This is a genomic window from Streptomyces sp. NPDC029139 (genome assembly GCF_055564335.1).
Genome location: NZ_JBVHWN010000004.1, coordinates 423,172 through 443,177 on the forward strand (window position 1 = coordinate 423,172; position 20,006 = coordinate 443,177).

Below are 20,006 nucleotides of genomic sequence, written 5' to 3' on the forward strand. Positions count from 1 at the left end.
ACCCGGTAGTTGCGTATCGAGGAGACAGAAATGTCCACCTTCCCCGATGCCTCCGAAGCCGGTTCGGTCGAAGACCCGAACCTCGACTTCGCGGGCACGACGCCGTACGAGGACTATGTCCAGGCGGACGTCCTGACCCACCTCCAGCACCTCCGCTCCGACGACCCGGGCGAGATGGTCTTCCTGGTCACCACCCAGGTCATGGAGCTGTGGTTCACCGTCATCGTCCACGAGTGGGAGACCGCGAGCCGTGCGCTGCGCGAGGACCGCGTCCCGGTGGCGATGGACGCGCTCAAGCGCTCCGTGCGCGAGCTGGAGGCGCTGAACCACTCCTGGCGACCGCTCGCCCAGCTCACCCCGGCCCAGTTCAACGCCTACCGCGGTGCCCTCGGCGAGGGCTCCGGCTTCCAGTCGGCGATGTACCGGCGGATGGAGTTCCTGCTCGGCGAGAAGTCCGCGTCGATGCTGGTGCCCCACCGCGGGGCGCCCCGCGTCCACGCCGAGCTGGAGAAGGCGCTGCAGGAGCCGAGCCTGTACGACGAGGTGCTCCGGCTCCTCGCCCGGCGCGGGCTGCCCGTGCCGCAGGCCGTGCTCGGCCGCGATCTGGCGAAGAAGTACGAGCCGTCGCCCGAGATCGAGGAGATCTGGGCCGGCATCTACGCCGACGCCGACCAGAACGCCGAGCTGGTCCGCCTGGGCGAGGCGCTGAGCGACGTCGCCGAGCTGGTCTGGCGCTGGCGCAACGACCACCTGGTCGCCACCCGCCGCGCCATGGGCTCCAAGACGGGCACCGGCGGCTCGGCGGGCGTGGCCTGGCTGGAGAAGCGGGCGCAGAAGAACGTGTTCCCCGAGCTGTGGACGGCGCGCAGCCATGTCTGAGACCTTGCGCGAAAAGGCGCTGCGCCTGGACGGCGAGGACGAACTGGGCAAGGTGCGCGAGAAGTTCGCTCTCGACGAGGTGACCTACCTCGACGGGAACTCGCTCGGCGCCCTGCCCGCGCACGTGCCCGCCCGGATGGCCGACGTCATCGGCCGCGAGTGGGGGCAGCTGCGCATCCGCTCCTGGGACGAGAGCGGCTGGTGGACCGCGCCCGAGCGGATCGGCGACCGGATCGCCCCGCTCGTCGGCGCCGCCGCGGGACAGATCGTGGTCGGCGACTCGACCAGCGTGAACGTCTTCAAGGCGGTCGTGGGAGCGGCCCGGCTGAGCGCGGACGACCGGGACGAGATCCTCGTCGACGCCACGACCTTTCCCACGGACGGGTACATCGCGGAGTCCGCGGCCCGGTTGACCGGCCACCGGATGGTGGTCCTCGACCCGGCCGACATACCGGACGCGGCCGGTCCGCGCACCGCCGCCGCGCTCGTCAACCACGTCGACTACCGCACCGGGCGTCTCCAGGACCTGCCCGGCATCACGGCGGCCCTCCACGCGGCGGGCGCGCTCGCCGTCTGGGACCTGTGCCACAGCGCGGGCGCGCTGCCGGTGGGCCTCGACGAGCACGGGGTCGACCTGGCGGTCGGCTGCACCTACAAGTACCTGAACGGCGGCCCCGGTTCGCCCGCGTACCTGTACGTCGCCGAGCGTCACCAGGCCGCCTTCGACTCGCCGCTGCCGGGCTGGAACTCGCACGCCGACCCGTTCGCGATGACCTCCGGCTACCGGGCGGCGGACGGCGCGCTCCGCGGCCGCGTCGGCACCCCGGACATCCTCTCCATGCTGGCGCTCGAGTCGGCGCTGGACGTGTGGGACGGGGTGGCCATCGAGGACGTGCGGGCCAAGTCCCTCGCGCTGACGGACTTCTTCCTGGAGTGCGTACGGGAGTACCTGCCGGCGGGCCGGGCCGAGTCCCTCACGCCGGGGGCGCACGCCGAGCGCGGGAGCCAGGTGGCGCTGCGCTGCGCCGAGGCGCCGGCGGTGATGGCCGAGCTGATCGCGCGCGGTGTCGTGGGTGATCTGCGCAGGCCGGACGTGCTGCGCTTCGGCTTCACCCCGCTGTACGTCGGTTTCGCCGACGCCGAGCGGGCGGCGCGGGTGCTGGCCGAGGTGCTGGCAGACGTACCGGCCGACCTGCCGGCCTAGGCCGTAGGTCCGATGATCGCTTGATCTGTGGGGGCGTCAGTCCTGATACCGTCCCCGCAGGTCAGGCCAATTCGGCCCCGTCCTCGAGAGGTTGGAACAGAATGCCGGACCCCGCCGCGCGCGACGCCGCCGAAGAAGCATCGGCCTTCTCGCACCCGGCCGTCGCCCCTGATGTGTCCGCCGCGTACGGCGGACACCCCGACCAGGTCGTCGACTTCTACGCACCCCGCGACGGCAGGCAGCGGGCCCCGCTCGTCGTCGCGCTGCACGGCGGTGCCTGGCGGGCGCCGTACGACCGGCAGCATCTGACTCCTTTCGTGGACTTTCTGGCGCGCCGGGGTTTCGCCGTCGCCAACGTCGAGTACCGGCGCGGCGGCGCCCTCCCCCGGCAGGGCGGGACCGCCCCCGTCGCGGGGCGCTGGCCCGAGACCTTCGACGACGTGGCGGCCGCCCTGGACGCCGTTCCGCGACTGGCGGCCGAGCATCTGCCGCAGGCCGATCCGCGCCGGATCGTGCTCACCGGCCACTCCGCGGGCGGCCATCTCGCCCTGTGGGCCGCCGCCCGGCACGTGCTCGCCCCGGACGCGCCCTGGCACCTGCCCGCCCCGCCCCCGCTGCGCGGGGTGGTGGCGCTGGCGCCCATCGCGCACTTCGACCGGGCGGTGGAGCTCGGGGTGTGCGGCGGTGCGGTGACGCAACTGCTCGGCGGTGAGGGTGAGTTCGACGTACGGGCGCGGCACGCCGACCCCGCTCTGCTGCTGCCGACCGGGATCGCCACCGCGGTCGTCCAGGGACGGGACGACGTCGTCGTCCCGCAGGCCGTGGCCGACGCCTATGTGGAGGCGGCGGCGAAGGCGGGGGAGATGGTCGGCCTCACGCTCCTCCCCGACGTCGGACACTTCCCGCTGATCGACCCGGCGGCGGACGCCTGCGCGGTGGTCGCGGAGGAGATCGCCCAGCTCGCCTTCTGACGCTCCCCAGCAGGATGCGCCCGGGGGAGCCGCCGCTTGCGGACCGAACCTGTCCGCAAGCCCTCGTAGCTTCGAGGCATGACGAACCACACGAGCAGCACCAGCACCCCCGTCCGGACCGTCCTCGTCTCCGGAGCCACCGGCACCGTCGGCCGCCAGGTCGTCGCCGAGCTCCTCGCCCGCGGCCACGCCGTCCGCGCCCTCACCCGGGACGCGGACAAGGCCCGTGCCGTGCTCCCGGAATCCGTCGAGATCGCCGTCGGTGACCTCACCGACCCCGACTCGCTCGCCCCCGCGCTCCAGGGCGTCACCGGCCTCCACCTGATCACCTTCGGCGGCGAGGCCTTCGCCCCGCTGGAGAGCGGCCCGCGCATCCTGGAGCTGGCCCGGACGGCGGGCGTGCGCCGGGTGACCGTGCTGCACGGGGGCGAGGACACGCCCCTGGAGCGCGCGGTCAAGGAGAGCGCGTGGCTGGACTGGACGGTGGTCCTGCCGGTCGAGTTCATGTCCAACGCCCTGGAGTGGGCGCCGGGCATCCGGGCCGACGACGAGGTCCGCGAGCCGTTCGCGGACCGCCTCAGCGCCATGGTCCACGAGGGCGACATCGGCGCGGTCGCCGCCGTCGCGCTCACCGAGGAGGGCCACGGCGGACAGTCGTACGTCGTCACCGGGCCCGAGGTGCTCACCCTCCACGACAAGGTCTCGGTCCTCGGCGCGGCCCGCGGGCGGGAGGTCCGGCTGGTCGAGCTGACCGAGGAGCAGGCCGTCGCGCGGTGGCGGCGGGCCGGGCTGCCCGAGCACGTGATCGGCTTCCTGCTGGGGGCGTACGGGAACACCCCCGAGGTCGGCCGCACCGTCGCCGACACCGTGGAGAAGGTCACGGGCCGCCCGGCGCGCACGTTTGCCCAGTGGGCGCTGGAGCACGCGGACGCGTTCCGCGCGTAGGGGGGCTCGCGCGGTGCCAAATGGGGCTCGCGCGGTGCCAAATGGGGCACGCGCGGTGCCGCGTAGTACTTGGGACGGACGCCGGAGGATCCCTATTCATGGGGACGCCCGCGTTCGCCCGCGCCCGTACCGTTGCTGACGTGACAGACACCCGCGCATCGAGCCGCAGCCCCGAGTTCCGCCTGGCCCAGGGCGCGCTCGGCGGGCTGCGCCAGGACCTCTTCCAGAACGCGTTCGCCTACCGGCCGCTGGGGCCGATGCCGGTCGACGGGCCGGTGACCCGGCGCCTTCCGGAGCGGATACGCAGGAAGGCGCGCTGGACGCCGCACGCTGTCGTGGGCGCCTTCGCGTTCCTCGTCCTCGCGATGGGGATGGACCTCGGATCCGGAAACGGCGTGTTCGTTCTGGTCTTCGCCGGCATGCCGACCGTGGCCGTGCTGCTGACGCTGGTCCGCCCCGTGCTCGCGTTCTGGGCGTCGCTCGCCTTCGCCCCCTTCGTCGCCTTCCTCGGCTCGTACCACCACGGCTGGCCGTGGGGCCCGACGTCCGGCATCGCCCAGGTGGTGGTGATGACGGTGGTGGCCGCCCGCACCCGGCCCCGGACCGGCGCCTGGATCTGGGTGGTCACCCTCGTGTACGCCTTCTTCGCCACGTCCCTCCGGGGAGGCAGCGACAACGCCGTGTCGGTCCTCTTCCCCTCCGCGCTGGCGCTGCTCGTCGTGACCGTCCTCCAGGTCCGTCGCGAGGCGCAACAGACCGTCACCGCCCAGCAGACCGTGACCGAGCGGGAACGTTCCAAGCGGACCCTCCTCGAGGAGCGGACCACCATCGCCCGCGAGCTGCACGACGTCGTCGCCCACCACATGTCCGTGGTCGCCATTCAGGCGGAGGCCGCCCCCTACCGGGTGGAGAACCCGCCGCCGGAGCTGGAGCAGGCGTTCGTCACCATCCGCGAGAACGCCGTGGCCGCCCTGACCGAGCTGCGCCGGGTCCTCGGCGTCGTACGGGCGGAGGACTACGAGGCTCCGGACGCCCCCCAGCCCACGCTCGCCGATCTGGAGGGGCTGATCGGGAACGTCCGCGAGGCCGGTCTCGACGTCGAGAAGACGGTGACCGGCGCGGTGCGGGAGCTGCCGCAGGGCGTGGAGCTCTCCGCGTACCGGATCATCCAGGAGGCGCTGAGCAACGTGCTGCGCCACGCTCCCGGCGCGGGGGCGAGGGTCGAGGTCAGCTACGTGCTCGGCGGGCTCGGACTGCGGATCGTCAACGGCCCGGCGCGCGGCCTGGTCAAGGCATCGCCGGGCGCCGGCCATGGCATCACCGGCATGCGGGAGCGGGTGTCCATGCTGAGCGGCGAGATGACGGCCGAGCCGACCGAGGACGGCGGCTACGAGGTGGCCGCGTTCATCCCGGTGGCGCGCGAGGGGGCCGAGCAGTGATCCGCGTGCTGATCGTCGACGACCAGATGATGGTCCGCGAGGGGTTCTCCGTGCTGCTCGGCGCGATGCCGGACATCGAGGTCGTCGGCGAGGCCGTCAACGGCCGAGAGGCGATCGCCCAGGTGGCGGCGTTGCGCCCGGACGTCGTCCTGATGGACATCCGCATGCCGGAGCTGAACGGCATCGAGGCGACCCGCGAGATCGTGGCCGCCGACGCGGACGCGAAGGTGCTGGTCCTGACCACGTTCGATCTCGACGAGTACGTCTACCAGGCGCTGCGCGCCGGCGCCTCGGGCTTCCTCCTGAAGGACGCCTCCGCGCGGCAGCTGGCGGAGGGCGTACGGGTGGTGGCGGCCGGCGAGGCGCTGCTCGCGCCGACGGTGACGAAGCGGCTCATCACGGAGTTCGCGAAGGCGGCGGAGTCGCCGAGGCCACCGGCGCTGGCGCAGGTGGGGGACCTGACGGAGCGGGAGACCGAGGTGCTCGTGCTGATCGCGCAGGGCCTGTCGAACGCGGAGATCGCCGACCATCTGGTGGTGGCCGAGTCGACGATCAAGACCCATGTCAGCCGGATCCTGGTGAAGCTGGGGCTGCGGGACCGGACACAGGCGGCGGTCTTCGCGTACGAGGCGAGGCTGGTGCAGGTCGGCGGGTAGGGGCTGCCTGGGGGTCCCGGCCGGGCCGCGGGCACCTGGCGGAGCCCTGGCCCTCCCGCGGGCGCCCCGGCGCGGGTAGCGTCCGCCCATGGACGTTCCTTTCGAGCCCTGGTCGCCGGCCTTCGTCGCGGACCCGTACCCCGCCTACGCCGAACTGCGGGCCCGCGGCCGCGCGCACTGGTACGCGCCGACCCGGCAGTGGCTGATCCCGCACTACGAGGACGTGTCGGCGCTGCTGCGCGACCGGCGTCTCGGCCGGACGTACACGCACCGGTTCACGCACGAGGAGTTCGGCCGTACGGCTCCTCCCGCGGCGCACGAGCCGTTCCACACCCTGAACGACCACGGTCTGCTCGACCTGGAGGCGGCCGACCACACACGGATCCGGCGGCTGGTGTCGAAGGCGTTCACCCCGCGGACGGTGGAGAACCTGGCGCCGACGGTGGAGCGGCTCGCCCGGGCGCTGGTGGGCGGTCTCGTCGCACGGGGCGGCGGGGACCTGCTCGCGGAGGTGGCGGAGCCGCTGCCGGTCGCCGTGATCGCGGAGATGCTGGGCGTCCCGGCGGAGGACGAGGAGCAGGCGCGGCTGCGGCCCTGGTCGGCGGACATCTGCGGCATGTTCGAACTGAACCCCTCGGAGGAGACGGCGCGCCGGGCGGTCCAGGCGTCGATCGAGTTCTCCGCGTACCTGCGGGAGCTGATCGAGCGGCGGCGGAAGGACCCGGGGGAGGACCTGATCTCGGCGCTGGTGGGTGTGGAGGAGCTGACCGAGCAGGAGATGATCTCCACGTGCGTGCTGCTGCTGAACGCGGGGCACGAGGCGACGGTGAACACGGCGGTCAACGGGTGGTGGACGCTGCTGCGGGAGGGCGTCCGTCCGGATCCCGGAAAGTTGTCCACAGCTGTGGAAGAAATTCTGCGGTACGACACCCCGCTGCAGATGTTCGAGCGCTGGGTGCTCGACGACATCGAGGTCGGTGACGTCGTGATCCCGCGCGGCTCGGAAGTGGCCCTCCTCTTCGGCTCGGCCAACCGCGACCCGGCCCGCTTCGGCCCGACCGCCGACACCCTCGACCTCACGCGGGCCGACAACCCGCACATCACCTTCGGCGCCGGCATCCACTACTGCCTGGGCGCGCCGCTGGCCCGCCTCGAACTGTCGGCGATCTTGGGAGAGCTGCTGCGGCAGGCCCCGTCCCTGCGGCTCGCGGCGGAGCCGCGGTGGAAGCCGGGATACGTGATCCGGGGGGTGCACGAGCTGCTCGTGGAGGTGTGACGCACCGGCGCGGGGGCCGTGCTCCGGCCCCCCCGGTCCCGGTCGTCAGGAGGTCGTGAGGTCCCGGCGGCGCAGGCGCAGGAGGCCCGTCGCGACCAGGGCCGCCGCCAAGGCCGTCAGGGCCAGGGCCGGAGGCCACGTCATGTCCTGGCCCGGCAGTTTCGGCAGGTGGGCGAAGGGTGACAGGTTCAGGACCGGCTGCGGCAGGTCCAGCGCCGGGCCGATCCAGCCGAGAGCCAGGGCGAGGCCCGCGGCGCCCCACCCGGCGACCGCCGCCCCGGGGAACGCGCCCCACAGCAGGACCGCGAGCCCCGCCAGAGTCCAGATCGCCGGGAGCTGGGCCAGCGACGCGCCCAGGATCGGGCCGAGGTCCTCGCCGTACGAGAGGTACAGGCCGAGGCCGCTCAGCACCATGATCAGCGCCGCGCCGCCGAAGGCGATCAGCAGGTGCCCGGCCGCCCAGCGCAGCCGCCCCACCGCGTTCGCCAGGACCGGTTCGGCCCGCTGCGAGGTCTCCTCGCCGTTCAGGCGCAGGACCGACCCGACCGCGTACAGCGCCGCGATCATTCCGAACAGGTTCACCATCGTCGCCAGGAAGGCGTCGGTCAGACCGGTCCGGCCGCCCATCCGCTCGAAGATCTCCCGGGCCTGCTCGTTGTCGCCCACGAGGTCGGCGGCGCCCGCGACCATCCCGCCGAAGACGAGGCCGCCGAGCAAAAATCCGATCGACCAGCCGAGCACGCTGCCCCGCTGCAGCCGCCAGGCGAGCGCGCCTGCCGTCCCGAGCCGCCCTCCCGCCGGGCCCGGCCGGCTCGGCAGGAAGCTCATGCCCACGTCGCGCCGGCCGGTCAGCTCGTACGCCACCGCCGCCTGGACCAGCACGGCCGCCGCGATCAGGAGCAGCACCCACCACCGTTCGCCCGCGAAGGCGCGGACGTTCTCGGCCCAGCCGATGGGCGAGAGCCAGGTCAGGACCGACCCGCCGTCGGCTCTTCCCGCGTCGCCGGCCGCCCGCAGGACGAAGGCGAGCCCCAGCACCGCCGCCGTCAGGCCCTTGGCGAGCCGGGCGCTCTCCGTCAGCTGCGCGACGATGGCCGCCGTCGTGGCGAAGAGCATCCCCGTGCCGCCGACCGCGAGGCCGAGTGCGAGCGCACCGCCCGCGCCCTGGCCGGCGAGGCCGGCGGTGACGACGAGCGCGACGGCCGCGTTGGCGACGAGCGCCGTGAGGAGGGCGGCGGTCAGCGGGGCCCGGCGGCCCACCACGCCGGACGAGAGCATCTCCTGACGTCCGGTCTCCTCTTCCTCCCGGGTGTGCCGCACGACGACGATCAGGCTCATCACGGCGGCCAGGACGGCGGCGAAGGTGCCGAACCGCCAGGCCACGAGCCCGCCGAGGGAGTCGCCGAACACCGGCCCGTACAGCGAGCGCATCGAGCTGTTGGCGGTCATCGACGCGGCCAGCTCGGCGCGCTGCTCCGGGGTGCCGTACAGACCCCGCAGGGAGCCGACGCCGCCGGCGACCATGCCGCCGGTCACGACGGCCCAGACGGGCAGCATCAGCCGGTCGCGACGCAGGGCGAGCCGGGTGAGCGGGCGGGTGCCCGCGAGGCTCCTGGTGCCCGCGAGGCTCAGGGTGCTCATCGCGCGTCCGCCCCCTCGGTGGCGTAGTGGCGGAGGAACAGCTCCTCCAGGGTGGGCGGGGTGCTGGTCAGGCTCCGTACGCCGGATGCGGTGAGGGAGCGCAGCACGGCGTCGAGCTTGTCGGTGTCGACCTGGAGCCGGACCCTGTGGCCCTGCACGGCGAGGTCGTGGACGCCGGGGAGGTGCGCGAGCCCGTCGGGCGGCCCGGCGAGTTCGGCGGTGACGCTGGTACGGGTGAGATGACGCAGCTCCGCGAGCGAACCGCTCTCCACGGTCCGTCCCTTGCGGATGATGCTGACGCGGTCGCAGAGGGTCTCGACCTCGCTCAGGATGTGCGAGGACAGCAGGACCGTGCGCCCGCGCTCGCGCGCCTCGGCGACGCAGCCCTGGAAGACTTCCTCCATGAGCGGGTCCAGACCGCTGGTGGGCTCGTCGAGGACGAGCAGGTCGACGTCGGAGGCGAAGGCGGCGACCAGGGCGACCTTCTGGCGGTTGCCCTTGGAGTACGTCCGCCCCTTCTTCGTCGGGTCGAGCTCGAACCGCTCGATCAGCTCCGCCCGCCGCGACCTGTCGAGTCCCCCGCGGAGCCTTCCGTAGAGGTCGATGACCTCGCCGCCGGAGAGGTTGCGCCACAGCGTGACGTCTCCGGGGACGTACGCGATCCGGCGGTGCAGCTCGACGGCGTGGTGCCAGGGGTCGCGCCCCAGGAGCTGGGCGGCGCCGGAATCGGCCCGCAGCAGCCCGAGGAGGACGCGGATGGCGGTGGACTTGCCGGCGCCGTTGGGCCCGAGGAAGCCGTGGACCTCACCGGTCTCGACGGTCAGGTCGAGGCCGTCCAGCGCGTGTGTCCGCCCGAAGGACTTGTGCAGTCCGGCGATGGTGATTGCCTTCGTCATGCTTCAGAACGTACGGTACTTTCACAAACTTGTGAAGTTAAGGAAGCGTATAAAGTCGGAGGATGAGTGAGATGACGGCCCGCGAGGGCAACGAGGAGGCCGTGTCCCGGTTCGTGGAGCGGTTCGCCGCCGAGATGACCGAGGCCGGCATGCAGCGGATGGCCGCGCGCGTCTTCGCGGCCCTGCTCGCCTCCGAATCGGCGTCCATGACCTCCGCCGAGCTCGCCGACCAGCTGCGGATCAGCCCGGCCGCCGTCTCAGGGGCGATCCGCTACCTCAACCAGGTCGGCATGGTCAGCCGCGAACGCGACCCGGGCTCACGCCGTGACCGCTACGTCCTGCACAACGAGGTCTGGTACGAGGCGCTCACCCGCCGCGACCAGATCCTGACGCGCTGGGAGAAGGTCCTCCGGGACGGCTCGGAGACCCTCGGCACGGACACGGCGGCGGGCCGGCGGACGGCGGAGACGGCGGAGTTCTTCGCGTTCATGCAGAAGGAGATGCTGAACCTCCTGGACCGCTGGCGCGCCCACAAGGCGGAGGGCGCGTCCCCGCGCGACGCCTCCTAGAGGCCGCCCCTTCCGCGTCCTCTCTACGTCCTCGGCAGCGTCAGCCCCCACGCCCCTTCCCGCACCGTCCACGTCCTGCGGCGGACCGGGCCCGTCACCACCGTGTCCGCGCGGTAGCGGAAGTCCGGGCCCGAGATCGTCAGCGTGCGGGCCGTCGTGTGGAAGGGGGGCGCGGACGGAGGGTGGATGGTGATGTCCGCCACTCCGGCCAGGGAGCGGACGCTCACCCCCTCCACCGGCGCGCTCACGTCGCTGAGCAGGATGCCGTCCGCCTCCACCCGCAGGCGGTGCGTGCGGAGCACCACCGGGGGCGGAACCGGGCGGACCAGGGTGCGCACCAGGGAGCGGCAGGTGCCCCAGACCGTCGGCGGGGCGGCCGCCGCCGACCGTGGCGCCGGGATGCTCAGGTCGCCGAGCACGACCCCGTCGCTGTCGTCGACCAGCAGGTCCAGACGGCGTACGGACCCGTCGAGCACCGCCCGCGCCGCCGACACCGCGTTCTGCGGCACGCCGAGGGCGTGCGCGACTTCCAGCGTGCCCGGGGCGCCGATCGGGACCAGGGAGAGCGACCCCTCCGAGAGCTCACGCTCCCGGTGCAGCAGCCGCACCGTCCGGAGCAGCGCACGGTCGTCGCCGACCACCACGGGGCGGCGGGAGCCCCGCCGGGCAAGGGCCCGGGAAAATTCCTCCAGACTGTTCGGAAGGCAGATCTTCGCCTCTGCTCCCGCGCACAGCACATCTTTCGCGATCCGTACGGACTCGCCGTCACTTCGGCGGGCGACCGGGTCGATGACCACCAGCAGCTGGTCGTGAGCCGACACCTCGGTCCTTCCTCGGGTAGCATCTTTGTGCAAGAGCCCCTTGCGCTATTGCGCCAGGGGCTTCGTCTATTCCGGGGCACACCGGTGAGGCGGCGGACGCCCGCTGACCTTGACATGCCCCGCCCGGAAGGGGTGTACGCCTGTGCCCGCACTTGTGCTGCTCGGTGCTCAGTGGGGTGACGAGGGCAAGGGAAAGGCCACCGACCTCCTCGGTGGATCCGTTGACTATGTGGTGCGTTACCAGGGCGGCAACAATGCCGGCCACACGGTCGTCGTAGGCGACCAGAAGTACGCGCTGCATCTTCTCCCTTCCGGAATCCTCTCCCCGGGGTGCACCCCGGTGATCGGAAACGGTGTCGTCGTCGACCCCGCGGTCCTGCTCTCCGAGCTGAGCGGACTCAACGAGCGCGGAATCGACACGTCCAAGCTCCTGATCAGCGGTAACGCGCATCTGATCACGCCGTACAACGTCACCCTCGACAAGGTGACGGAACGGTTCCTCGGGAAGCGCAAGATCGGCACGACGGGTCGCGGCATCGGCCCGACCTACGCCGACAAGATCAACCGCGTCGGCATCCGGGTCCAGGACCTGTACGACGAGTCGATCCTGAACCAGAAGGTCGAGGCGGCGCTGGAGGGCAAGAACCAGCTGCTCGCCAAGCTCTACAACCGCCGCGCCATCGACGCCTCCCAGATCGTCGAGGAGATGCTCCAGTACGCGGAGCAGATCAAGCCCTACGTCGCCGACACCACCCTGATCCTCAACAACGCGCTGGACGAGGACAAGGTCGTGCTCTTCGAGGGCGGCCAGGGCACGCTCCTGGACGTCGACCACGGCACATACCCCTTCGTCACCTCCTCGAACCCGACCGCGGGCGGCGCCTGCACCGGTACGGGTGTCGGCCCGACGAAGATCAGCCGGGTCATCGGCATCCTCAAGGCGTACACGACCCGTGTCGGCGCCGGCCCGTTCCCGACCGAGCTCTTCGACCAGGACGGCGAGGACCTGCGCCGCATCGGTGGCGAGCGTGGTGTCACCACCGGCCGTGACCGCCGCTGCGGCTGGTTCGACGCGGTCATCGCCCGCTACGCCACTCGCGTGAACGGCCTGACCGACTTCTTCCTCACCAAGCTCGACGTGCTGACGGGCTGGGAGCAGATCCCGGTCTGTGTCGCGTACGAGATCGACGGCAAGCGCGTCGAGGAGCTGCCCTACTCGCAGACCGACTTCCACCACGCGAAGCCGATCTACGAGATGCTGCCGGGCTGGTCCGAGGACATCACCAAGGCCCAGACCTTCGCCGACCTGCCGAAGAACGCGCAGGCGTACGTGAAGGCGCTGGAGGAGATGTCGGGCGCCCCGATCTCCGCGATCGGCGTCGGCCCCGGCCGCACCGAGACGATCGAGATCAACTCGTTCCTCTAGGGGTTCCCGGAGGAACACGCGCGGGAGGGCCCGTACCCCGGATGTCCGGGGTACGGGCCCTCCCGCATGCCCTACGCGTCCAGCTTGGTGTCCCGGCCGACCTTCTCCCAGGCAGCCAGGTCGCCCCGGACCTGGTCCAGGTGGGCGTAGATCGTGTCGATCGAGTCGTCGCCGAGGGCGAGCCGCAGCGGCGTCTCCTCCGCGTCGAGCGCCGCGATCACCGCCGCCGCGGCCTTCGCCGGGTCGCCGGCCTGCGTGCCGGCGCCCGTCTCCACGTACGCCCGGGTCGCGCCCACCGTGTCCGCGTAGTCGGCGATGCCCTCCCCACTCAGGCTGTGGTTGCCGAACAGGCTCGTGCGGAAGGCGCCCGGCTCCACGATCAGGACGTCGATACCGAGCGGACGGACCTCCGCGGCCAGCGCCTCCGACATGCCCTCCAGGGCGAACTTCGTCGCGCTGTACGCGCCGAACCCGGCCATCGACATCTGCCCGCCCACGCTGCTCAGCTGCACGATCGCGCCGGAGCGGCGGGCCCGCATGAACGGGAGGACCGCACGGGTCAGCGCCGCCGGGCCGAAGACGTGCACGTCGAAGAGCGAGCGCAGCTCGGCGTCCCCGGTCTCCTCGACCGAACCGACGTGCGTACGCCCCGCGTTGTTGACCAGGACGTCGATACGGCCGTGGCGCTCGGCCACGTCGCGGACGACCCGCTCGATCGCGGCCGTGTCGGTGACGTCGAGCGCGACCGGGTCGATCTGGTCGGGATGGGCGGCGACCAGGTCGTCCAGGGACTCGACCCGGCGGGCGGCGGCGACCACCACGTCGCCGGCCGCGATCGCGGCCTCCGCGAACGCCCGTCCGAAGCCGCTGTTGGCGCCCGTGATCAGCCAGACCTTGCTCATGTCCGTGACTCCCTCTCTCGGTGACACAACTAGCTTGTTTCACAAGGGCGTTGCCGGTCCAAGATCTGTCGTGATAGCTCATGGGCATGACCATGGACGTGCACGGGCGGGACCTCAGATACTTCGTCGCCGTCGCCGAGGAGCTGCACTTCACCCGCGCCGCCGAGAAGCTGTACGTCTCCCAGCCCGCGCTCAGCAAGCAGATCAGGGCCCTGGAACGGCAGCTCGGCGCCCCCCTCTTCGACCGCGACCGGCGGAGCGTCCGCCTCACCCCCGTCGGCACGGCGCTGCTCCCGCACGCCCGCGCCGTGCTCGCCGCCTGGGAGGAGGCGGACGGCGCCGTGCGGCGGGCGCGCGCGACCGAACAGGCCACACTCGTCGTCGGGATGTCCACCAGCCCCGGCCGGGGCGGGCTGCTGCCCGCGATCCGCTCCCGCTTCACCGAGGCCCACCCGGAGATCCGGCTGAAGTTACGGCAGGTGGGGTGGGAGGACCCCACGGCGGGGCTCGCGGACGGCACGAGCGACGTGGCCTTCGTCTGGCTGCCCCTGGCGGACGCCGAGCGCTACCGCTGGGTCGTCGTGGCCACCGAACCCCGCCTGGTCGCCCTTCCCGAGACCCACCCGCTCGCCGGACGCGAGAGCGTCGACTTCGCCGAGCTGCTCGACGAGCCCTTCCTCGCCCTGCCCGCCACCAGCCCCGAACTGCGCGACTTCTGGCTCGCCCTCGATGCCCGCGCCGGACGCCCGCCGGTCGTGGGCGGGGAGATCGCCAGCACCGACGAGACGTACGAGGCGCTCGTCGACGGCCTCGGCATCTGCCTCGTGGCCGCGGGCAACGCGCCCCTGCTCACCCGGGGCGGGGTCGTGGTCCGGCCCGTCGGCGGAGTGTCCCCGAGCCGCTTCGCCCTGGCCTGGCGCGCGGACGACACCCGCCCCCTCGTCCGCGACTACGCCCGGGCCGCGGTGGCCCGCCAGGACACGACCGGGAGCGGGTCCTAGCGCCGGTGGTACTCGCCCGGCTCCCCGTCGAGCATGGGGAAGACGAGCAGGCGCTCCTTGCCCTCCGCGCGGACGACCGTCATGTAGCCGGAGTGGCCGCCATGGGTGCAGTCGGCGTCCGAGGAGTCCGGGTCGGGGACTCCGGGGCCGATGACCAGGGGTGTACCGGAGCCCGCCAGCAGGGCCGTGAACGTACAGCTGACCGAGTCGCCCGTGAGGTTGCCCTCGTCGTCCTGGCGGGGATACACCTGCACATTGCGGTAGACCGGGGCGCCGATGGGGCCCTGCGTGATGGTCACCTCGTCGGTGTAGCGGTCGGCGTTCTCGCCGTAGATCAGCGTGTCGTTCTTCATCTTCCAGGTGCCGACGAGCGTCGCCGGAACGATGTCCGTCCCCGTCTTCGCCTTGCGGAAGGTCGCCTTCGCCGCACCCGAGCTCCACTCCAGGACGTCCGGGGAGCGCAGGGTGAGGGTCTGGTGGGAGGCGGCCGTGCAGCGCCCGGTGGGCACGCTGGTGGTGACGTCGGACTCGCCGAGGACCACCTTGTCCTCGTCGGCGGAGACGAGCCGGGAGCGGCCCATGCACAGGCGCTCGTCGGTCACCTGGGTGTAGACGGCCGCCTTCGCGTTCGCGGCGCCCTGCGTGAGTTCGATTCGGACGGTCTCGCGGGGATGGTCGGCCGAACCGCGCAGCACGCCCTCCCAGGCACCGAGGAAGCCCGCCGGAACGATCCCGGCCGGGCGGGCCGCCACGCTGCCGGTCTCGCCCCGCGCGCGGTTCTTCTGCTCGTCCAGGCCGGTGTCCGGGTCCGGCCAGAACGTGTACGTGAGGGCGGCCGCGGCGGCCACGACGAGCGCCGCGGCGGCGGCGATCAGCCCCGTACGGCGCCGGCGCGGCGGCTTCGGCGCCGGCGCGGGCGTGGGATCCCCCGCCGTGTCACCCGTCGCCCCCGCGCCCGTGGCCGTGTCGGCCGGGGCGCGCGTGGACGTCGCCTCCGCCTCGGTCTCCAGCAGCCGGGCGGCGCTACGGCCGAGGCGGGCCAGCACGTCCGCCGGGAGCCAAGGGTCGGTGACCGTGATCGTCTCGGCGAGCTCGGCGGCCGAGGGCCGGCCGGCCGGGTCCTTGCCGAGGCAGGCCCGCACCAGGCCGGCGAGCTCCGGCGCGAGGTCCGTCAGGTCGGGCTCGTCGTGCGCGATGCGGAACATCGTGGCGTGGACGCCGCTGTCGGCCGTACCGAACGGGGAACGGCCGGTCGCCGCGTAGACGAGCACCGAACCGAGGCAGAAGACGTCCGAGGCAGGGGTCAGCTTCTCGCCGCGCACCTGTTCCGGGGACATGAAGCCGGGCGAGCCGACGACCGCGCCGGTGCTGGTCAGCCCTCCGTCGGTGATCGTGTCGACGGCTCGGGCGATGCCGAAGTCGATGATCTGCGGTCCGTCCACGGTGAGCAGCACGTTGGACGGCTTCAGATCGCGGTGGACGAGCCCGGCGGCGTGCACATGGGTCAGCGCCCGCGCGAGCCCGGCCGCGAGCGCGCGTACGGTCGCGGGCGGCAGCGGCCCGAACTCATCGCCCACCACGGTGCGCAGCGACGGGCCCGGTACGTAGCCGATGGCCACCCACGGGGACTCGGCCGCGGTGTCCGACCCGAGGACCGGCGTCGTCCCCGTGCCCCCGACCCGCTCCAGGGCGGCGACCTCGCGGGCGAACCGGCGCCGGAACTCGTCCTGCGCCGCCAGTTCCGCGTGCACGACCTTCACCGCGACCGTCCGACCGCCCGCCGAACGCGCCAGGAACACGCGTCCCATGCCGCCGACGCCCAGCCGGCCGAGCAGACGGAACGGACCGATGCTGACCGGGTCTTCCGCGTTCAATGGATCCACGTCGCAAGAGGATGCCAGACGTACGTTCACCCGTCGCCGCAGATCCGCAGGCCCTTGGGCGTCGCGCAGGGCAGGTGGCCATGGGTGCGGATGACGTCCTGGCCGCTGCCCCGGCTCAGGTAGGCGAGGAAACTGGAGGTCAGCGAGTCGGCCGGGGGTTGGCCCCAGGTGTAGGCGTACTCGATCTCCCGGTACGGGTACGTGGACTCGCCGATCTCGTCCACGTTCGCCATGCGGCCGTCGATGGCCACCCGGTGCACGCCCTTCAGCCCGCTGCCGGCACGGAGTTCGGTGTAGCCGATGGCGCCCGGGAGCTCGGCCACCGTCGTCAGCACCTGTTCGGTGCTGTCGAGTTCGCAGCGCACGACGGGCGCCTCCCGGTCGTCCTTCGTCACGCAGTCGAGGGAGGAGTTCGCGGGCTCGTTGCGGCCGAGGACCCGGCGTTGGAAGACCTCGCGGGTACCGGAGTTGGCGTCCCTGCTGACGAGCAGGACCGGGCGGTCCGGCCCGCCGGGTATCTGGTTCCAGTTGGTGATCCTGCCCTGGTAGAGGCGGCGGACCTGGTCGAGGGTGAGGTTCGTGACCGGTATCTCGTCGTTGAGGACCAGGGTGAAGAGGGAGACGGCGACCATGCTCTCGCGCAGCTGCGGGAAGCCGCCGGGCTTGCGCCCGTCGGAGAGGGCCAGGACGCCGGGCGAGCCTTTGCCGCTCGTGGCGCCGGCCGCCGCCAGGGCTCGTATGCCCGCCGTCGAGCCGTGGGCGTCCACCACGATGGTGGAGCCCTCGCAGTCCTGCTCGTACTTCTTCGCCAGCTCCCGCACGGCCGGGGCGAACGCGGTGGAGCCGGTGACCGTGAGGGTGCCCCGCGCGCATCCGATGGGAGGCGGGGTCTCCGTCCGGACGATGATCGTGGCGAGGACGATCACGCAGGCGGCCAGGACGAGGGTGATGTTCCGGGCGGCGGGGCTGAAGGTCGGCGTCTTCTCGTCGACGCTCCGGCTGTGGTTGCGGTGGATCTCGGTGTCCTTGAGCGTCCTGTCGAACTCGATCTCGTCCTCGGACACCCTGGCCGAGAGCAGCACGAGCAGCTTGAAGTACTGCCGGCGTGCCAGCGACACCTTGGGCATCAGGACCGCGTCGGCCTCCTTGCGCAGCCCGGGAGGCGCCGCCAGATGCCGCTTCACCCGGTCGAACTCCCGGGGGATGGTGGCGACGACCGCCTGTACGGTCCTGCCGTCGAAGGTGACCTTCAGCCCCTCGAACACGTCGGACTGCTCGTAGTCCGCGTGGCCGATGTCGCGGGCGCCGTCGTTCTCGATCCGGATCAGGACGAGGGTGGAGCCGTTGCTGTCGCCGATGTCGCCGACCCGGAGGGTCAGGTCGCCGACGGTCTCGTCCCCCTCCCGCAGGGGCGTATTGAGCTGCACGCGGTAGCCGAGCCTCCTGCCCCGCTGCAGGATGCGCTCGTACGCGACCACGCCGGCGGAGACGAGGACACCGAGGAGCGCGGTGACCACGGCGATGACGTTCTCGGCGGTGACCCAGTCCACGACCGAGACGGTACGGACGGATGTGCGGTTCTGTGGGGGAGGTCGCATGTCGCCACCTGGAGTTCTCTCTTCGTTCAGCGGGACACGGGTTGGCGGAGCATCTGTTGCCGGGGGTGAGCTCCCCTGGGTGTAATGGCCACGAGGGGGCCCGTCGGAGAGGAACCCCATGCGTGTCGTCGAAGTGACCGCCTACGGTGGCCCTGAGGTCCTGAGGATGGCCCGCCGGCCCGAGCCGGAGGCCGGAGACGTCCCTGGTCGGGTACGGGTGCGGCTGAAGGCCGCCGGTGTGAACCAGGCGGATCTGCGGATCCGCTCCGGGAGGTATGCCGACGAGGTCGGCGATCTCAAGCCCCCCTTCGTGCTCGGGACGGACTTCGCCGGCAGGCTTCTCGACCCCGTGCCCGGCATGCCCGACGGGACCCGTGTGGCCGGTTTCGTGCCCTGGTTCGAGGAGCTGACGGGCGAGGGCACGTACGCCGAGGTCGTACGGGTCGCCCCCGAGTGGCTGGCCCCGATCCCGGACGACGTGGACTTCACCGTGGCCGCCTCCGTCCCGCTGGCCTCGGCGACCGCCCAGCAGGGCCTGGACCGGCTCGGTCTCCCGGCCGGGTCGACACTGCTCGTGACCGGTGCGAGCGGGGTGGTGGGCCGCCTCGCGGTCCAGTACGCCTCTGCCGCCGGACTGCGTGTGGTGGCCGTCGCCCACGAGGGCGACGAGACCGATCTGAAGCTCCTCGGCGCTGAGCACACCGTCACCCGCGGCACCCCGGCGGAGGTGGTCCGGAAGGCGCTGGAGTTCGCCCCGGACGGGGTGGACGGGGTCTTCGACGGAGCGTTCCTCGCCGACCCGCTCCTCCCGGTGTTGAAGGACGACGGCACCTTCGTCGCGCTCGCCGCCGACCGTACGCCGGTCGGCGAGCGCAGCGTCCGGGTGGAGACCGTCCGGGGAAGGCCGGACGCCGCCCGTCTGAAGGAGACCCTGGAGAAGGTGGCGGCCCGCGAGCTGATCACCCGCGTGGCCGACGTCATGCCCCTGGAAACGGTCGCGGAGGCGCACCGCAGGGCGGAGGCGGGCCACCGCCCGGGCCGCATCGTGCTGATGATCTGACGCCGCGGGCCCATGGCCGGCGGGTGGTGGCTTCCGGCCCCCGCCCGGTGGGCCGAGCCCCCGACACCCTCACGACCGGGGCCTGACACCCTCACGACCGGGGCCTGACACCCTCACGACCGGGCCCCCTGACACCCTCACGCCCGGGGCCGGACACCCTCACACCGGGCCCGGCCGGGTTCGGGCTCCGGCTCGGTCTCGGATCACGGACTCGGACGGACCTCCAGGCACTCAGGCGGTCAGCGACGCGAACTCCGCGTCCGCGCGCTCGGTGACCAGGGCGAGGACGCGGCCGGCGGCGGCCAGGACCTCGACGGGTATCCCGCCCCAGATACGGGCGCTGACAGGGGCGGTCTCCGCGCCGACGGCGGGGAGCAGGTCCCTCCCCGCGTCCGTGGGCCGGAGATGAGCGCCGTCCGCCACGAGCAGCTGCTTGGCCTGCAGCTCGTCGAGCGTGGTGTGGATGTCGGCCGGATCGGCCTTGAGAGAGCCCCGGACCTGGGCGACGAGGTCGTCCCGCGTCTGCGGGGCGTCGGCGGTGACGGCGGCGCGCAGGGCGACCTGCTGCTGGAACGTGATGCCGTGTCGCGCCAGGACGTGCTCCAGGACGCCGCGCGCGGCGTAGTGGGCCAGCCCGAGAGCGCGGGCGTCGGCAAGGGGCGCGGTGATGGCGCCAACGGATGCGGTGGCGTCAGCGGATGCGGTGGTCGCGTCGGTGGATGCGGTCGTGGTCATGGTGTTCCCCCTACGGGCACGGCAGCGAAGCCGTTCACCCCTCTAACGTTCATTGCGCTATCGTTTATTGTCCTAACGTTTATGACGCTAACGAAGCTACATCG

General features: G+C 72.4%; 18 protein-coding genes. 11 read left to right on the forward strand and 7 right to left on the reverse strand.

The features are described from left to right. Nucleotides 1-30 precede the first annotated feature (30 nt). The 7 genes from ACZ4VW_RS13050 to ACZ4VW_RS13080 all read left to right on the forward strand — a co-directional run bounded on the left by ACZ4VW_RS13050 (nt 31) and on the right by ACZ4VW_RS13080 (nt 7,370). The gene (locus tag ACZ4VW_RS13050) at nt 31-879 is read left to right on the forward strand and encodes a tryptophan 2,3-dioxygenase family protein (RefSeq protein ID WP_467961509.1); all 849 of its coding nucleotides are present in this window, start codon (nt 31-33) and stop codon (nt 877-879) included. Then, on the forward strand, nt 872-2,083 hold the full coding sequence (gene kynU, locus ACZ4VW_RS13055) for a kynureninase (RefSeq protein ID WP_467961511.1): 1,212 nt from the start codon (nt 872-874) through the stop codon (nt 2,081-2,083). The genes ACZ4VW_RS13050 and kynU overlap by 8 nt, the downstream gene beginning before the upstream one ends. A 101-nt stretch (nt 2,084-2,184) precedes the next feature. Then, the gene (locus ACZ4VW_RS13060) at nt 2,185-3,054 is read left to right on the forward strand and encodes an alpha/beta hydrolase family protein (RefSeq protein WP_467961513.1); all 870 of its coding nucleotides are present in this window, start codon (nt 2,185-2,187) and stop codon (nt 3,052-3,054) included. A gap of 78 nt (nt 3,055-3,132) precedes the next feature. Then, on the forward strand, nt 3,133-3,999 hold the full coding sequence (locus ACZ4VW_RS13065; protein ID WP_467961515.1) for an NmrA family NAD(P)-binding protein: 867 nt from the start codon (nt 3,133-3,135) through the stop codon (nt 3,997-3,999). Between the two features lie 98 nt (nt 4,000-4,097). After that, entirely contained in the window at nt 4,098-5,438 is a 1,341-nt protein-coding gene (locus tag ACZ4VW_RS13070) for a sensor histidine kinase (RefSeq protein WP_467961517.1), read from the forward strand. Beyond that, the gene (locus tag ACZ4VW_RS13075; protein ID WP_361864682.1) at nt 5,435-6,094 is read left to right on the forward strand and encodes a response regulator transcription factor; all 660 of its coding nucleotides are present in this window, start codon (nt 5,435-5,437) and stop codon (nt 6,092-6,094) included. The genes ACZ4VW_RS13070 and ACZ4VW_RS13075 overlap by 4 nt, the downstream gene beginning before the upstream one ends. 88 nt (nt 6,095-6,182) lie before the next feature. Continuing rightward, entirely contained in the window at nt 6,183-7,370 is a 1,188-nt protein-coding gene (locus ACZ4VW_RS13080; RefSeq protein WP_467961519.1) for a cytochrome P450, read from the forward strand. A 45-nt stretch (nt 7,371-7,415) separates the two neighbouring features. Here ACZ4VW_RS13080 and ACZ4VW_RS13085 read toward each other — a convergent pair whose 3' ends face one another. Together ACZ4VW_RS13085 and ACZ4VW_RS13090 are read right to left on the reverse strand one after the other, a co-directional pair. Continuing rightward, nucleotides 7,416-9,011, reverse strand: a complete 1,596-nt coding sequence (locus ACZ4VW_RS13085) for an ABC transporter permease (RefSeq protein ID WP_467961521.1) — start codon at nt 9,009-9,011, stop codon at nt 7,416-7,418. After that, nucleotides 9,008-9,907: an ABC transporter ATP-binding protein gene (locus ACZ4VW_RS13090; protein ID WP_467961523.1), complete on the reverse strand. Its 900-nt coding sequence runs from the start codon at nt 9,905-9,907 to the stop codon at nt 9,008-9,010. The genes ACZ4VW_RS13085 and ACZ4VW_RS13090 overlap by 4 nt, the downstream gene beginning before the upstream one ends. Before the next feature lie 62 nt (nt 9,908-9,969). Here ACZ4VW_RS13090 and ACZ4VW_RS13095 point away from each other — a divergent pair, with 62 nt between their 5' ends. After that, nucleotides 9,970-10,476 (forward strand): GbsR/MarR family transcriptional regulator, encoded by a 507-nt coding sequence (locus ACZ4VW_RS13095; protein WP_467961526.1) that lies wholly within the window; start codon nt 9,970-9,972, stop codon nt 10,474-10,476. A gap of 23 nt (nt 10,477-10,499) precedes the next feature. Here the strand turns inward: ACZ4VW_RS13095 and ACZ4VW_RS13100 are convergent, their stop codons facing one another. Beyond that, the gene (locus ACZ4VW_RS13100) at nt 10,500-11,297 is read right to left on the reverse strand and encodes a diacylglycerol kinase family protein (protein WP_467961528.1); all 798 of its coding nucleotides are present in this window, start codon (nt 11,295-11,297) and stop codon (nt 10,500-10,502) included. A gap of 142 nt (nt 11,298-11,439) precedes the next feature. Here ACZ4VW_RS13100 and ACZ4VW_RS13105 point away from each other — a divergent pair, with 142 nt between their 5' ends. After that, a complete protein-coding gene (locus ACZ4VW_RS13105; RefSeq protein WP_467961530.1) occupies nt 11,440-12,723 on the forward strand; it encodes an adenylosuccinate synthase in 1,284 nt (427 codons plus the stop codon). A gap of 71 nt (nt 12,724-12,794) precedes the next feature. Here ACZ4VW_RS13105 and ACZ4VW_RS13110 read toward each other — a convergent pair whose 3' ends face one another. Continuing rightward, nucleotides 12,795-13,625, reverse strand: coding sequence for an oxidoreductase (locus ACZ4VW_RS13110; RefSeq protein ID WP_467961532.1), 831 nt, complete (start codon nt 13,623-13,625; stop codon nt 12,795-12,797). Nucleotides 13,626-13,711: 86 nt separating this feature from the next. Between ACZ4VW_RS13110 and ACZ4VW_RS13115 the strand changes: the two genes are divergently transcribed. Beyond that, nucleotides 13,712-14,626 carry a LysR family transcriptional regulator gene (locus ACZ4VW_RS13115; RefSeq protein ID WP_467961534.1) on the forward strand — a complete coding sequence of 305 codons (915 nt, stop codon included), beginning with the start codon at nt 13,712-13,714 and terminating at the stop codon, nt 14,624-14,626. Here ACZ4VW_RS13115 and ACZ4VW_RS13120 read toward each other — a convergent pair. Together ACZ4VW_RS13120 and ACZ4VW_RS13125 are read right to left on the reverse strand one after the other, a co-directional pair. Continuing rightward, nucleotides 14,623-16,509, reverse strand: coding sequence for a serine/threonine-protein kinase (locus ACZ4VW_RS13120; RefSeq protein ID WP_467961537.1), 1,887 nt, complete (start codon nt 16,507-16,509; stop codon nt 14,623-14,625). The genes ACZ4VW_RS13115 and ACZ4VW_RS13120 overlap by 4 nt on opposite strands. A gap of 26 nt (nt 16,510-16,535) precedes the next feature. Then, a complete protein-coding gene (locus ACZ4VW_RS13125; protein WP_467961539.1) occupies nt 16,536-18,107 on the reverse strand; it encodes a substrate-binding domain-containing protein in 1,572 nt (523 codons plus the stop codon). 118 nt (nt 18,108-18,225) lie between these two features. Between ACZ4VW_RS13125 and ACZ4VW_RS13130 the strand changes: the two genes are divergently transcribed. Then, the gene (locus tag ACZ4VW_RS13130; RefSeq protein ID WP_467961541.1) at nt 18,226-19,167 is read left to right on the forward strand and encodes an NADP-dependent oxidoreductase; all 942 of its coding nucleotides are present in this window, start codon (nt 18,226-18,228) and stop codon (nt 19,165-19,167) included. Nucleotides 19,168-19,398: 231 nt separating this feature from the next. Here the strand turns inward: ACZ4VW_RS13130 and ACZ4VW_RS13135 are convergent, their stop codons facing one another. Beyond that, complete coding sequence (locus ACZ4VW_RS13135) at nt 19,399-19,902, reverse strand: MarR family transcriptional regulator (RefSeq protein ID WP_467961543.1); 504 nt, start codon at nt 19,900-19,902, stop codon at nt 19,399-19,401. Nucleotides 19,903-20,006: the final 104 nt, after the last annotated feature.